Here is a 14988-nt window from a genome sequence, read left to right as displayed (position 1 = left end):
CTCTTCTTGACGCCTCTTTGGCCCATCGGTAAGCCACCGCGACACCAATTGCCAGCAGGAGCCTTGCCTTGTCAGACGCGGCCCAGACCAACACGTCCTTCACCCCGCGCGTCTTTTCGGGGATCCAGCCCTCGGGCGGCCTGACGCTCGGCAATTACCTGGGCGCGCTCAAGCGTTTCGGCGAGATGCAGGACGACAATTACGAGACGATCTACTGCATGGTCGACATGCACGCGATCACCGTCTGGCAGGAGCCCGAGAAACTGCGCCGCGCCACGCGCGAGCTTTGCGCGGGCTTCATCGCCTCCGGCATCGATCCGGAGCGTTCGATCCTGTTCAACCAGTCGCAGGTTCCCGAACATGCGCAGCTGGGCTGGATCTTCAATTGCGTGGCTCGCATGGGCTGGATGAAGCGCATGACCCAGTTCAAGGACAAGGCGGGCAAGAATGCCGAGAACGCATCGCTCGGCCTTTTCGCCTATCCCGCGCTGATGGCGGCGGACATCCTCGTCTATCACGCCACCCATGTGCCCGTGGGCGAGGATCAGAAACAGCACCTGGAGCTGACGCGCGACATCGCGGCCAAGTTCAACCACGATTACGGCGTGGATTTCTTTCCGCTGACCGAACCCGTCATCGAGGGCGCGGCCACCCGCGTGATGTCCCTGCGCGACGGCTCCAAGAAGATGTCGAAATCGGACCCCTCGGATATGAGCCGGATCAACATGACCGACGATTCCGACACGATCGCTGCCAAGATCCGCAAGGCGCGCACCGATCCCGAAGCCCTGCCATCGGAGGCCAAGGGGCTGTCCGAGCGGCCCGAGGCGCGCAACCTCGTGAATATCTACGCGGCCCTCTCCGATCAAAGCGTCGATCAGGTGCTCGCGGATGTCGGCGGCAAGCAATTCTCGGAATTCAAACCGATGCTGGCCGAACTCGCGGTCGAGAAACTGTCGCCGATCTCGACGGAGATGGCGCGGCTGATGGAAGAGCCCGCGGAGATCGACGCGATCCTGCATCGCGGCGCGGAGCGGGCGCGCGAGGTTGCCGCCCCCATCCTGAAGAAGACCCGCGACATCGTCGGCATGGTCGGCTGACACCAGAAGCAGCGACAATGGGCCTCGTCGTCGATACGGCGGGGCCTCTGATCGCAGCGACCGCACAGAACCACCAAATCGCAAGAAGCGATGCCGCTTCCCAGCGCGCGTGCCTCTGCTAAGCTCGGCCTTCTACTCCGCAGCATCGGCGAGGCCTCATGCCACAGCGCGATTACCAGATCTTCGAGATCCCCGATTTCACCTTGCAGCGCGGCCTGACGCTTCCCGTCGCTGAGGTGGCCTACCAGACCTACGGGCAGCTCAACGCGGACAAATCCAACGTCATCCTCTACCCCACTTCCTATGGGGCGCAGCATTTCGACACCGAATGGCTGATCGGCGCGGGCCGCGTTCTCGATCCGACCGATTGGTTCATCGTGATCCCCAACATGTTCGGCAATGGGCTTTCATCCTCGCCCTCGACCCTGCCCGCGCCGTTTGGCCCAGACCGGCCACCGCTTTTCACGCATTGGGACAATGTGCATGCGCAGGAAAGGCTCCTGCGCGAGGTCTTCGGCGTTGAACGGATCGCGCTGGCCTATGGCTGGTCCATGGGCGCGCAGCAATCTTTGCATTGGGGGGCCATCTTTCCCGACCGCGTGGACCGGATCTGCGCGATCTGCGGCACCGCGCGCACCGCGCCGCACAACAAGCTGTTCCTCGAAGGGGTGCGCGCGACGCTCACGGGCGACCCGCATTGGACAGGCACGCATTTCAGCGCCCATCCGGTGCGCGGTTTGCGCGCCATGGGACGGATCTATGCCGGTTGGGCGATGTCGCAGACCTTCTACCGCGAGGAACTCTGGCGACAGGCGGGCTATTCCAGCCGGGAGGATTTCATCCTCCGCGCCTGGGAGGCCAATTTCCTGCGCCGCGATCCCCATGACCTGCTGGCCAGCATCGAGACATGGCTCGCCTCCGACATCTCCGACAATCCGATCCATGGCGGCGATCTCGACCGCGCGCTCGGGGCCATCACCGCGCGCACGATCATGATGCCGTCGGCGACCGATCTCTATTTCACGCCGGAGGATTGCCGCCTGCATGCCGCTGGCATGCCCAATGCCGAATACCGGGTGATGGCGTCCGATTGGGGCCACCGCGCGGGCAATCCCGCGCAGAACCCCGCGGATGAGGCGATCCTGCGCAAGGCGGTCGCGGACCTTCTGTACGGCTGAGACCGCGTTGTGCGCCGGGTGACTGCTTCGGTCTGGCCGGGAACGCCGCAGGGGAGTTTTCACACCCGAGCGCGCGGCGCAGTACCAGCTTGCCGCCCTGGGCTGCGGACCCCGCCTTCCTGAGTGGGCCTGATGATCGGAAAGCGCACTTTTCTGCACACAGTCCCATCACTTAAAACCTGCAAGAGTCATGTATTATTGCCGCTGCGGTTGCGTGCTTTATGTTTGCTCCATGAGCTCTGACGATCGCACCTTTCCCGTCCCGTCTTCCCGCCTGTCCCGCGTCGGTCGGATGGGCCGCTTTGCCTCGGGCGTTCTGGGCCGCGCGGCACAGGACAGCCTGCGCGCCTTCGCAAGGGGGGACAGGCCCGGCCTTCAGCAACTCATGATGACGCCTGCCAATGCGGCAAAACTGGCCGAGGAGCTGTCGCGCATGCGCGGCGCCGCGATGAAGATGGGCCAGCTTCTCTCCATGGAGGCCGGGGAGGTGCTGCCCGCCGAACTGGCCGACGTTCTCTCCCGACTCCGCTCCGAGGCGCATTACATGCCGCCCGAGCAGCTCAAGACCGTCTTGTCCGACAATTGGGGCCCCGATTTCCTGAAGCAGTTCAAGAAGTTCGACGTCCGCCCCATCGCGGCGGCCTCGATCGGCCAGGTCCATCGCGCCGTCACGAAAGATGGGCGCGAGCTGGCGATCAAGGTGCAATATCCGGGCATCCGCGCCTCTATCGACAGCGATATCCGCAACCTCGGCGCTTTGCTGAAAATGTCCGGGATGCTCCCCAAAGGCCTGGACCTGTCGCCGCTTCTTGAGGAAGCCCGTCTTCAGCTTCACGAAGAGGCCGATTACGAGCTCGAAGCGCGCTCCCTGACCGAATTCGGGGCGCATCTGGCAGAGGATGCCGATTTCGTGGTTCCCGCCCTCGCGGAAGATCTGACCACACGCGATATCCTCGCGATGGAATATATCGACAGCCGACCCATCGAAAGCCTGACCGAGGCAGACGCCAAGACCCGCAACAGCGTGGCCGAAAAGCTGATCGCACTGACCTTGCGCGAACTTTTCGATCTGACGGCGATGCAGACCGATCCGAATTTCGCCAATTTCCGCTACCAGCCCGAAACGGGCCGGATCGTTCTTCTGGATTTCGGTGCCGTCCGCCGCTTTGAGGAAGGCCGGGTCGCCGCGTTCCGCGATCTCATGCGCGCGGCCTTGTCGGGCGACCGCACCTTCCTGCATCAGGCCGCCATCACCGTGGGCTATCTGCGCGACGACACCGCCGACCATCACCGCGAACAGATCCTCGACATGATGGAAATCGCAGCCGCCCCCCTGCAAGGCTACGGGCCGTTCGACTTTGCCCGCGCGGGCCTTGCCACCCGGTTTGCCGAAGCCGGGCAACGCTTTGCGGAGGATCGCGAATTCACCGTGATCCCGCCGGTCGACGCGCTTTTCCTGCAGCGCAAGGTCGGCGGGCTCTACCTGCTTTGCGCCCGGCTTGGCGCCCAGATCCCGGTGCGTCCGCTGCTGGAAAAACACGCCCCATCCTCGATTTACGGAGGGTGAGCGTGCGGATATCGGCAATTGCCCGGATTTGAGCACGATTCTAGCGTCTGCCCGTCATTTCAGGGAAGGCGCATACGATGTCCAAAGCACCCGAGGCCATGCAGATTGGCCATGTTCATCTGAAAGTATCCGATCTGGCCCGCTCGATCCGCTTCTATAAAGACGTCATCGGCCTGACGGTGACCCAGCATTTCGGCGATCAGGCCGCGTTCCTGTCCGCGGGCGGATATCACCACCATATCGGCCTCAATACCTGGTCCAGCAAAGGTGCCGCCCCTGCGCCGAAGCGCCATCCCGGCCTGTTTCACACCGCCTTCCTGTTTCCGGACCGTGCCAGCCTTGCCACGGCACTCCAGCGCGCCGTCGAAAACGGTGTCGAGATCGAGGGCGCGGCGGATCACGGTGTCTCTGAGGCGATCTATTTCTCCGACCCCGACGGCAACGGCATCGAGATTTACCGCGACCGCGCGCCGGAGGATTGGCCCCGGGACGCGCAAGGCGCGCTCCAGATGGGAAACGCGCCGCTCGATCTCGAGGCTCTGCTGGCGGAAGCGCCTGCGCACTGAACGTACCGCGCGGGCCATGACGGCGCACAGGTGGCGGGGCGCTCTCGGCTGGCCAAGTGCGCCCCCGCGCGTTAGAGCGGTGCGGCAAAACAGGACAAGACGAGGGACGCGCCATGGCTGTGGGCCGCAACATCCGCACCTATTTCGAAGGCGAATGGTATGACGGCGACATGCCGATCATGAAGGCTGCCGATCACGGCTCCTGGCTGGGCTCGACGGTGTTCGACGGCGCCCGTTTCGTCGATGGCATGGCGCCCGATCTCGACCGACATTGCGCGCGGCTCAACCATTCCGCCCACGCGCTGATGATCACGCCCACCTATTCCGACGCCCAGATCCTCGAGATCGTTCAGGAGGGCCTCGCCGCCTATCCCGATGACGCGCAGGTCTATGTCCGCCCGATGTATTGGTCGGTGGACAGCGAGCCCTCGGCGATTCTCGCCAAGGAAGGCCGCACCGGCTTTGCCGTCTGCCTTGAGGAATTCCCGATGCTGGCGCCCGAGGATACGGTCACGCTTGGCCGCACGCGGTTCCGCCGCCCGGTGCTTGAGGACAACGTGGTGAATGCCAAGGCAGGCTGCCTCTATCCCAACAATTCCAGGATGTTGGCGGAAGTGAATGCGCGTGGCTTCGGTAATGCGCTGGTGGCCGACGCGATGGGCAACGTGGCCGAGACTGCGACCTCCAACGTCTTCATGGTTCGCGACGGCGTCGTCTTCACACCCGTTCCGAACGGCACGTTCCTCGCGGGCATCACCCGCGCACGGCACATCGAGAACCTGCGCGCCGATGGCGTCGAGGTGGTCGAGACAGTGTTGGGATTCGCCGATTTCGAAGCCGCGGACGAGGTGTTCCTGACCGGCAACCTCAACAAGGTCACGCCCGTCACCGCGTTCGAGGACACCTCCTATCAGGTGGGCCCCGTGACCCGCCGCGCGCGCGAGCTTTACTGGGATTGGGCCGCATCCGCCGCCTGAACTTGCCGAGGCCCCGGTGCGCTGCCATGATCGCATCCGGATAGGAGGCCCCTCATGCGCAAGTTCCTCGTGGTGCTCGACGATAGCCGCGAATGCCTGAACGCGATGCGTTTCGCCGCGATGCGCGCGTCCAATACCGGTGGTGGAGTAACCATCCTGTCGGTGATTCCGCCCGATGAGTTCAACCACTGGATCGGCGTCGGGGACATCATGCGCGAAGAGGCGCGCGAACGGATCGAAGCCCATTTCGAGGTCTTCGCGAAATGGATGCGCGACAGGCAAGGCGTCGATCCCGAATTGGTGATCCGAGAAGGCGAACCCGTGCCCGAAATCATCGCGCAAGTGAATGAAGACAAAGAGATCGGCGTGCTCGTCCTCGGCGCCGGAAGCGGCAAGAAAGGCCCCGGCCCGCTGGTCACGAACCTGACGAAAAATGCAGGCTCGCTCCCCGTGCCGATCACCATCGTGCCGGGGGATCTGTCGAAGGAAGAGCTGCAGGCGATCACCTAGACTTGCTCTGTCCATGGTCGGATCGACAAGGGCACGACCCGGTTTCGTCTGGCCTGCAGCGTTAACTATAAGACACTGAAATCAGGATTGGATTTCAGCGCTTAATCCTTCCTTCATCGACGCCGTCTATCGCTTTTCACATGAAACGCATCGAACGGATCATTGTGCCGGTTTTCCTGGTCGCCACCCTGTTTGCCGGACCGCTGGCCGCGCTTGCCATGGCGCCGGAGGCGGAGCCGGGCGATCCGATGCTGGTACTCGCGTGGGAGCCGGGGCGCGTGATCGAACAGGCGGGTGGCCGTCCAATCGGTCCGGTCGGGGCGCCGCTTGCCATGATGGCGCAGGGCGATGATGGATTTTCGGCCCGCTTGTCTGCGTTCGGCGCCTGGGCCGTTCTGGATGCGGGATGGCTCGGGGCACTCTGCGTGGCAGAAAGGATTTAGGTATGGACACCACATCGAAAGACGAGGCGATCGTCGGATATTTCGCTCTGGCCACCGCTATCTTCGCGCCCTGCGTCGTGATTGCGGCCTGGATCTTCGGCAATGCCATCTGGTTGCCGTTGGCGATTTCTGCCCTGTTCGCTAGCGCAGCCTTCATTGCAACGCGAATGTCCGCCGAAGTTGCGAAACCCTTGGTCGCTGTTGGCGTCATCGGTCAATGCATCGCCTTGACCGCCGCCATGGCCGGGACGCCTTGGCAGATCGACGCGCATATGACGTTTTTCGCGGCGCTGGCCGTGCTTGTCGTCTTGAACGACGTGAGGACGATTCTTGTCGGCACGGCTGCAATCGCTCTGCATCACCTGGGCTTGTCCGTGGCGGTCCCCTCTCTTGTCTATCCCAGCGCAGACCTACTCGAAAACCTTGAGCGGACCGCCTTTCATGCCGTGGTCGTTGTGGTCGAAGCCGCCGCGCTCAGCTTCGCGATCCAGCGTCAACAAACGCTCCGGGCTGAAATCGCGGAAGGGGTCGATGCTGTGACGGAAGCCTCGAAAGCTGCTGAAGCCGCCCGTGATGCCGCTCAGAAAGCGCAACGCGATGCGGAAGAACAGCGGAACCTTGCGCTTGAGGCGCAGACGCGAGCGGAAAATGCGGTCTCGGACCTCGAAGACGAGAAGCGCCAAACGATTGCCCTTCACGAGGCCGGCAAGGCGCGAGACGCCCAGGAACTCGAAGCGGCGGAAGTCCGTCGCCAGGAACAGGAACAGATCGTGCTCGTCCTCGTCGATGGCTTGACCCGCCTGTCGCAGGGAAATCTGACCAGTCGCATCCTGAAGCCGCTTCCGCCGGAATTCGAAGGCCTGCGGCACGACTTCAACCTCGCAACCGAGGCGCTGGATACCGCAATCAGCGATGTGGCCGCGAATGCCGCGCAAGTGCTCGAAGAAGCAAGTGGCATCAGCGGCTCTGCAAACGCCTTGTCTCAACGCACCGAGCAGCAGGCGGCGACTCTGGAAGAAACGGCCGCCGCGATGGAGCGGTTGACCGACCTTGTCCAAACGACAGCCGACAATGCATCCCAGGCCGCAACCTCGTCCAATGATGCCAAGAAAAACGCCGAAGAAAGCGGCCTTGTCGTGGCACAGGCATCGGAAGCCATGCGCGCGATCAGCGAGTCGGCGGGCGAAGTCTCAAAAATCATCGGCGTGATCGACGATATCGCCTTTCAAACCAATTTGCTTGCGCTCAATGCCGGGGTCGAGGCCGCGCGCGCAGGCGATGCCGGGCGCGGCTTTGCCGTCGTCGCCTCCGAGGTGCGTGCGCTCGCGCAAAGGTCGTCGCAAGCCGCCAAGGAAATCAACGCGCTCATCTCCAAAAGCCAGAGACAGGTGGCGGATGGCGTGCGTCACGTCGGCGATACCGTGAGCGTGCTGGAAAGCGTCATCACGTCGGTCAGCGATATCTCCGAACGGGTCGGCGACATTGCGGCCTCGGCGCATGAACAGGCCACTGGCTTGGGCGACATCAACGCGGCCGTCACGCGCCTAGACAACGTGACCCAGCACAACGCCGCGATGTTCGAGGAAACGGCCGCCGCCTCCAGCAAGTTGACCGAAGCCGCAGATCGCATGCGCAGCCTGACCGAGCATTTCACCTATGGCGACAAGAATGCAGCCAATAATAGAGCCGCATGAATGCCGCGTTTTGCTCGCCCTTCACCGCGCCTGCTTGCGTTTTGTGTCCAGCGAAAAAGGCGCGGCGCAAGATGAACAAATTAATGCGGTGGAAGAAATTGCTCGCCAACTGACCTAAGAGACCACGACTCGCTCGATATGCGCGGGTCTGGGTGACCGCCCGACCTCAAATCGAATGACCCCGGGCCCCGAGGGCTTCGCTGCCCCCCTCCGACACATCCAGCCCCAAACTTAGAATCGTTCCAAACCTTGACCTCGCGACGCGCAATCCGCATATAAGGGCTTCATCCGACAGGAGCCGATGCGATGTTCATCCAGACCGAATCCACGCCCAATCCCGCAACGCTTAAATTCCTGCCCGGTCAGACCGTTCTCGACATGGGCACAGCGGATTTCCCCTCCCCTGAAGGCGCAGGCGACAGCCCGCTTGCAAGCCGCCTTTTCGAGGTCGAGGGCGTCAAAGGCGTGTTCTTCGGCAATGATTTCGTCACCGTGACGAAAGCCGATGAAACCGATTGGGACCACGTGAAACCCGCCATTCTTGGCGCGATCATGGAGCACTTCCAGTCCGGCCAGCCGGTCATGAAGGACGACGCCGCGCAAGCTGGATCCGGCCATGCCGAGCATGTTGGCGAAGACGGCGAGATCGTGGGTCAGATCAAGGAACTGCTCGATACCCGCGTGCGCCCGGCCGTGGCACAAGACGGCGGCGATATCACCTTCCACGGGTTCGAGCGCGGTGTCGTTTACCTTCACATGCAGGGTGCCTGCGCGGGCTGCCCGTCCTCCACCCTCACGCTGAAGATGGGTATCGAGAACCTGCTGCGGCACTACATCCCCGAGGTCACGGAGGTGCGCCCGGTTGGTGTCTGACGCCCTGATCCTCGGCTTCGACACATCGGCCGCGCATTGCGCGGCCGCTTTGCTGTCCGGCGATCGGTGTATCGCCGCAGCCGCCGAGGACATGCGGCAAGGGCAGGCGGAGCGGCTCTTCCCCCTTCTTGAAAGCCTCCTGAACGAGGTCGGCGCGGATTGGGGCGACCTTTCGCGGATCGGCGTGGGCGTCGGGCCCGGGAATTTCACCGGCATCCGGATTTCCGTCTCGGCGGCACGCGGTTTGGCGCTGTCGCTTGGCGTGCCCGCGATCGGAGTGAGCACGTTCGAAGCAATCGAAGCGGCATCGGACCATCTTCCGGCCGTTCGGGGACCACGGGATCAGGTTTATCTCGCTAGGCCGGGCTGCGCGCCAAGCCTCGAGATCGAAGCACAGGTGCAGCAGGCCTTGGCCTTCCCTCCGACACCCGCACAACTGGCGCAAAACATCGCGCGGCGAGCGGCGCTTGCCGTGCCGGGTCCTGCCCCGGCCCCCCTCTACGTGCGCGCGGCGGATGCTGCACCCGCCCGAGACACAGCGCCCGCGATCCTGACATGAGCCCCGCTGATGCCGCCGCGATCATGTCCGCGGCCTACCAGCACCAGCGGTCCTGGCGCACAGACGAGATCGCCGCAACGCTCGCCAGTCCCGGCGTGCGGCTTTTCTCGGCCGGAAGCGCCATGCTGATCGCCCGCATCCTCGGGGACGAGGCGGAAATCCTGGCCCTCGCCACCGCGCCAGACCAGCAGCGCAGCGGGGCGGCCTCGGCCTTGATTGCGGAATTTCACGCAACAGCGAGAGAATCCGGGGCCCACCACGCCTTCCTGGAAGTGGCCGCCCTCAACGCGCCCGCCCGCGCGCTTTACGCCGCGCATGGCTACGCCGAAACCGGGCGGCGCCCGCGCTATTATCGCCTCGAAGACGGACGCTTCGATGACGCGATTGTCATGCAGCGTGCACTTGGTGAAAAATAAGCACTGACGTTGCGCGACACGCCCCGAACAACGGGGAAAAGCGGTTGACGCCCCTTGGCCCCTTCTGCCTACTTGCGCCTGATCTCACAGATCCAAGCGCCGCGCCGGGCCGCAGAGGCGAACACCGCGCGCCGCACCACAACGGGAGACCCAGATGACCTTGATGAAAACCCTCGCAGGCTCCGCGGCCGCGCTCGCCCTGACCGCAGGCGCCGCCCTGGCCGATCCCGCCCTGATCTACGATCTCGGCGGCAAGTTCGACAAATCCTTCAATGAAGCCGCCTTCAACGGTGCCACCCGCTGGGCCGAGGAAACCGGCGGCGAATTCCGCGATATCGAGCTTCAGTCCGAAGCCCAGCGTGAACAGGCCCTGCGGCGCTTCGCCGAGGCCGGCTTCAACCCGATCATCACGACGGGCTTTGCCATTGCAGGCCAGGTCGAGACCGTGGCCAAGGACTACCCGGACGTCAAATTCGTCAATGTCGACGGCTTCCTGCCGGAAGTGCCCGAGAACGTTCTGATGATCAATTTCCAGGAACACCAGGGCTCGTACCTCGTGGGCATGCTCGCCGCGATGGCCTCCGAAACCGGGACCGTGGGCTTCGTCGGCGGCATGGACATCCCGCTCATCCGCCACTTCGGCTGCGGCTACGCGCAGGGCGCGCAGGCGGTCAATCCCGACATCGAGATCATCGCCAACATGACCGGCACGACGCCCACGGCCTGGAACGACCCGGTGAAGGGCTCCGAACTGACCAAGGCGCAGATCAGCCAGGGCGCTGACGTGATCTATGCCGCTGCGGGCGGCACGGGCGTGGGCGTTCTGCAGACCGCCGCGGACGAGGAGATCTACTCCATCGGCGTCGACAGCAACCAGAACTACCTGCATCCCGGCTCCGTTCTGACCTCCATGCTCAAGCGCGTCGACGTCGCCGTCTATGACGCGATGATGGCGGGCGAAGACCTGGAGACCGGCAAATACATGACGCTGGGCCTTGCCGAGAACGGTGTGGGCTATGCCGTGGACGAAAACAACGAGGCGCTGATCACCGACGAGATGCGCGCCGCCGTGGAAGAGGCCCGCGACGCCATCATCGACGGCTCGCTGAATGTCGTGAGCTATTACGAGAACGACAGCTGCCCCGCGATCGACTTCTGAGGCACGTAACATCACGACCCGGGCAGCCATAGCGCTCGCCCGGATACAGGGGCCGCACATGTCGCGCGGCCCCTGCTGCAATAAGTCTTACCCGGCTCGGAGCCACGTTTCATGTCCGACCAAGCCCCCGCCATCGAGCTGAAAGGCATCTCCAAGGCCTTCGGCCCCGTCCAGGCCAACAAGGATATCTCGATCCGCGTGATGCCCGGCACGATCCACGGCATCATCGGCGAGAACGGCGCGGGCAAATCGACGCTGATGTCGATCCTCTACGGCTTCTACAAGGCCGATGCCGGCGAGATCTACGTCGCGGGCAAGAAGACCGAGATCCCCGACAGCCAGGCCGCCATCGCCGCGGGCATCGGCATGGTTTTCCAGCATTTCAAGCTGGTGCAGAATTTCACCGTCCTCGAGAACGTCATCCTCGGGGCCGAAGATGGCGGGCTCTTGCGGCCGTCGCTTGCCAAGGCGCGGGACGTGCTGAAGCAGCTTGCCGATGAATACGGTCTGTCCGTCGATCCCGATGCCCCGGTCGAGACGCTTTCCGTCGGCCACCAGCAGCGCGTCGAGATCCTGAAGGCGCTCTACCGGCAGGCCGATATCCTGATCCTCGATGAGCCCACGGGCGTGCTGACCCCGGCCGAGGCCGATCACCTCTTCCGTATCCTCGACAACCTGCGCGCCGAGGGGAAGACAATCATCCTGATCACCCACAAGCTGCGCGAGATCATGGAGATCACCGACACCGTCTCGGTCATGCGCCGTGGCCAGATGACCGCGACCGTAAAGACCGCAGAGACCGATCCGCAGCAGCTGGCGGAGCTGATGGTCGGCCGCAAGGTCCTGTTGCAGGTCGACAAGGCGCCTGCGAAGCCCGACGGCACGGTGCTCGAGGTCGAGAACCTGCGCCACGTGGATGCCGACGGGGTGGAGCGGCTGCGCGGCATCTCCCTCGATCTGCGGAAGGGCGAAATTCTTGGCATTGCGGGCGTGGCCGGGAATGGCCAATCGGAATTGCTGGAGGTGCTGGGCGGCTACCGTGAAGCCACCGGCACTGTGCGCCTGAACGGCACGGAGCTGCCGCTTTCGGGCGCGGGCTCCGACGGGCGCGCGCGACGCGCGGCAGGCATCGGGCATGTGCCCGAGGATCGCCAGCGCGAAGGGCTCATCATGCCTTATACCGCGTGGGAGAATACCGTCTTCGGCTATCACCGCGACGCCGCGCATCAATCCGGCGCGCTGATGAACAACACCGCGATCAAGGCCGAGGCCGCGGGCAAGATGGAACGCTTCGACGTGCGCCCGCCGAATCCCAACCTCAAGGCTTCCAATTTCTCGGGCGGCAACCAGCAGAAGATCGTCCTCGCCCGCGAGATCGAGCGGAACCCCGATGTCCTGCTCATCGGCCAGCCGACGCGCGGCGTCGATATCGGCGCGATCGAGTTCATCCACCAAGAAATCATCCGCCTGCGCGATCAGGGCAAGGCGATCCTTCTGGTCTCCGTCGAACTCGACGAGATCTTCGCTCTCTCGGACCGCATCGCCGTGATGTTCGACGGCCAGATCATGGGCGAGCGTGACCCCGCGCAGACCGACCAGCGCGAACTCGGCCTCCTGATGGCAGGCGTCACCGAAGATCCCGGTGCCGACCCCATCGCCGCCATCGATGCGAGCCTCGAAGAACAAGAACACCGAAAGCTGCCCCACCATGGATAAGATGCCTGCCTGGGCCGATGCGGTCCTTGTCCCGCTGATCTCCCTTCTGCTTGCCGCGTTCCTGTCGGCGCTGGTGATCCTCGCCATCGGCGAAAACCCGGTGGAAGCCTTCAACCTCATGGTCGAAGGCGCGCTCATGCGCTCGTCGGGCTGGGGCTACACGCTTTATTACGCGACGAACTTCATCTTCACCGGCCTTGCCGTGTCCGTGGCCTTCCATGCCAAGCTCTTCAATATTGGCGGCGAGGGGCAGGCCACGATCGGCGGCCTCGGCGTGGCGCTGATCTGTCTGTACATCCCCTGGCCCCATTGGTCGCTGGCCCTCGTGGGCGCGGCGCTGGGGGCGGCGGCCTTCGGCGCGCTCTGGGCGCTGATCCCGGCCTATCTGCAGGCCAAGCGCGGCAGCCATATCGTCATCACGACGATCATGTTCAACTTCATCGCCGCCGCCCTTCTGAACTACGTGCTGGTCAACCTGCTGAAACCCGCAGGCCAGATGGACCCGGCCTCGCCGCTCTTTCCCGAAGCCACGCATCTGCCCACCTTCCAGGACATGTTCGCCACCGATGCGATGCCGCTCTTCCGCGGCGCGCCCGGCAACGTCACTTTCTTCCTCGCGCTTGCGGCCTGTTTCGCGGTTTGGGTGCTGATCTGGCGGACACGCCTCGGCTACGAGATCCGCGCGCTCGGCCATTCCGAAAGTGCCGCGCGCTATGCGGGAATTTCGCCGGTGAAGATCGTTGTCGTGGCGATGCTGATCTCCGGCGGGCTTGCAGGCCTCATGGCCGTGAACACCGCCATGGGCGAGGCCGAGCGGCTGGTGATGAACGCCACCGAAGGCGCGGGCTTCATCGGGATCGCGGTCGCGTTGATGGGCCGCAACCATCCCGTGGGCGTCCTCCTTGCCGCCATTCTCTTCGGCTTTCTCTACCAGGGCGGGGCGGAGCTCGCGCTCTGGACCAATATACCGCGCGAGCTGATCATCGTGATCCAGGCGCTCGTGATCCTGTTCACCGGCGCGCTCGACAACATGGTACGGACACCGCTCGAGCGGCTGTTCCTCGCCTTCGGCCGGAAGGAGCGCAGCTGATGGATTTCGCCACCCTCCTCCAGGTCCTCGATTCGACCGTGCGCCTTGCCACGCCGCTTCTGCTGGCCTGCCTCGCGGGGCTGTTCTCCGAACGCTCGGGCGTCATCGATATCGGGCTCGAAGGCAAGATGCTGATCGCCGCCTTCTTTTCGGCAGCGGTCGCGGCACTCACGGGCTCGGTCTGGTTGGGCCTCGGCGCGGGCATCGTCTCCTCGATGCTGCTCTCGGGCCTGCACGGGCTCGCCTCGATCACCTTCCGCGGCAATCAGCTGATCTCGGGCGTGGCGCTCAATTTTCTGGCGGCAGGCCTCACCGTGCTCATTGCGCAGGACCTCTTCAGCCAGGGCGGACGCACGCCGTCGCTGATGGGTGGCGGCCGCTGGGAGGCGATCACCCTGCCCTTCGCCGAGACGCTGCGCGACGTGCCGATCTTCGGCCCCATCTATTACGAGCTGATCTCCGGCCATTCGATCCTCGTCTACGTGGCCTTCCTCTGCGTGCCCGCGACCTGGTGGGTGCTGCAACGCACCCGCTTCGGCCTGCGCCTGCGCGCGGTGGGCGAAGCCCCCGAAGCGGTCGACACGGCGGGCGTGTCGGTCATCGGCCTGCGCTACGCGGCAATCGTGATCTGCGGGCTGCTCTGCGGCCTTGCCGGTTCCTATCTCGCCACGGGCCTTCAGGCAGGCTTCGTCAAGGACATGACCGCGGGCCGCGGCTATATTGCCCTCGCCGCGCTGATCTTCGCCAAGTGGCGGCCGTGGTACGCGCTCATGGCCTGCCTCCTCTTCGGCCTGCTGCAGGCCGTGGCGCTGCGCTACCAGAATATCGACCTCGGCGGCATTACCATCCCGGTGCAGGTGATGGATGCGCTGCCCTACATCCTCACGGTCGTGATCCTTGCAGGCTTTGTCGGCCGGGCGATCCCCCCGCGCGCAGGTGGAGAGCCCTACGTGAAAGAGCGCTGAGCCCATCTCCATCCGCGTGTCCCAACCATGGACTGGTGCGCCAACCCGATGTCACGACCGGACCATAAATACCTCCGGGGAGCGCGAGGGGCTGGCCCCTCGCTGCCGCCGAATGCCACGCTCACGAGGCTTTGAAGTGGGTGCCGCACCGCAACCGGGCTAGGCTTCGAATACC

General features: G+C 64.2%; 15 protein-coding genes. All 15 read left to right on the top strand.

The genetic code is table 11. The annotated features are described in order from the left end of the window. The first annotated feature begins 68 nt into the window (after positions 1-68). The 15 genes from trpS (at position 69) to FIV09_RS03395 (ending at position 14813) form a co-directional block, all read left to right on the top strand. Positions 69-1100: a tryptophan--tRNA ligase gene (gene trpS, locus FIV09_RS03465; protein WP_152448685.1), complete on the top strand. Its 1032-nt coding sequence runs from the start codon at positions 69-71 to the stop codon at positions 1098-1100. Between the two features lie 158 nt (positions 1101-1258). Then, positions 1259-2278 (top strand): alpha/beta fold hydrolase, encoded by a 1020-nt coding sequence (locus tag FIV09_RS03460; protein ID WP_152448684.1) that lies wholly within the window; start codon positions 1259-1261, stop codon positions 2276-2278. A gap of 232 nt (positions 2279-2510) precedes the next feature. After that, on the top strand, positions 2511-3845 hold the full coding sequence (locus FIV09_RS03455) for an AarF/ABC1/UbiB kinase family protein (protein WP_152448683.1): 1335 nt from the start codon (positions 2511-2513) through the stop codon (positions 3843-3845). Positions 3846-3922: 77 nt separating this feature from the next. Then, positions 3923-4411 carry a VOC family protein gene (locus FIV09_RS03450; RefSeq protein ID WP_152448682.1) on the top strand — a complete coding sequence of 163 codons (489 nt, stop codon included), beginning with the start codon at positions 3923-3925 and terminating at the stop codon, positions 4409-4411. 113 nt (positions 4412-4524) lie between these two features. After that, positions 4525-5388, top strand: coding sequence for a branched-chain amino acid aminotransferase (locus FIV09_RS03445; RefSeq protein ID WP_152448681.1), 864 nt, complete (start codon positions 4525-4527; stop codon positions 5386-5388). Between the two features lie 54 nt (positions 5389-5442). After that, on the top strand, positions 5443-5898 hold the full coding sequence (locus FIV09_RS03440; RefSeq protein WP_152448680.1) for a universal stress protein: 456 nt from the start codon (positions 5443-5445) through the stop codon (positions 5896-5898). Between the two features lie 140 nt (positions 5899-6038). After that, positions 6039-6341: a hypothetical protein gene (locus tag FIV09_RS03435; RefSeq protein ID WP_152448679.1), complete on the top strand. Its 303-nt coding sequence runs from the start codon at positions 6039-6041 to the stop codon at positions 6339-6341. Between the two features lie 2 nt (positions 6342-6343). Then, entirely contained in the window at positions 6344-8035 is a 1692-nt protein-coding gene (locus FIV09_RS03430) for a methyl-accepting chemotaxis protein (RefSeq protein ID WP_216646447.1), read from the top strand. A 306-nt stretch (positions 8036-8341) separates the two neighbouring features. Beyond that, a complete protein-coding gene (locus tag FIV09_RS03425; RefSeq protein ID WP_152448677.1) occupies positions 8342-8908 on the top strand; it encodes a NifU family protein in 567 nt (188 codons plus the stop codon). Beyond that, entirely contained in the window at positions 8898-9467 is a 570-nt protein-coding gene (gene tsaB, locus FIV09_RS03420; RefSeq protein ID WP_152448676.1) for a tRNA (adenosine(37)-N6)-threonylcarbamoyltransferase complex dimerization subunit type 1 TsaB, read from the top strand. The genes FIV09_RS03425 and tsaB overlap by 11 nt, the downstream gene beginning before the upstream one ends. Beyond that, positions 9464-9883, top strand: coding sequence for an N-acetyltransferase (locus FIV09_RS03415; protein ID WP_152448675.1), 420 nt, complete (start codon positions 9464-9466; stop codon positions 9881-9883). Before tsaB ends, FIV09_RS03415 begins: the two co-directional genes overlap by 4 nt. Before the next feature lie 154 nt (positions 9884-10037). After that, complete coding sequence (locus tag FIV09_RS03410; protein WP_152448674.1) at positions 10038-11042, top strand: BMP family protein; 1005 nt, start codon at positions 10038-10040, stop codon at positions 11040-11042. 111 nt (positions 11043-11153) lie between these two features. Beyond that, positions 11154-12758 (top strand): ABC transporter ATP-binding protein, encoded by a 1605-nt coding sequence (locus FIV09_RS03405; protein WP_152448673.1) that lies wholly within the window; start codon positions 11154-11156, stop codon positions 12756-12758. After that, positions 12751-13848, top strand: a complete 1098-nt coding sequence (locus FIV09_RS03400; protein WP_152448672.1) for an ABC transporter permease — start codon at positions 12751-12753, stop codon at positions 13846-13848. The genes FIV09_RS03405 and FIV09_RS03400 overlap by 8 nt, the downstream gene beginning before the upstream one ends. After that, on the top strand, positions 13848-14813 hold the full coding sequence (locus tag FIV09_RS03395; RefSeq protein WP_152448671.1) for an ABC transporter permease: 966 nt from the start codon (positions 13848-13850) through the stop codon (positions 14811-14813). The genes FIV09_RS03400 and FIV09_RS03395 overlap by 1 nt, the downstream gene beginning before the upstream one ends. Positions 14814-14988 lie beyond the last annotated feature (175 nt).

It is taken from the genome of Roseivivax sp. THAF197b, from assembly GCF_009363255.1.
GTDB lineage: Bacteria > Pseudomonadota > Alphaproteobacteria > Rhodobacterales > Rhodobacteraceae > Roseivivax.
This window is presented reverse-complemented; position numbering and strand designations above follow the sequence as displayed.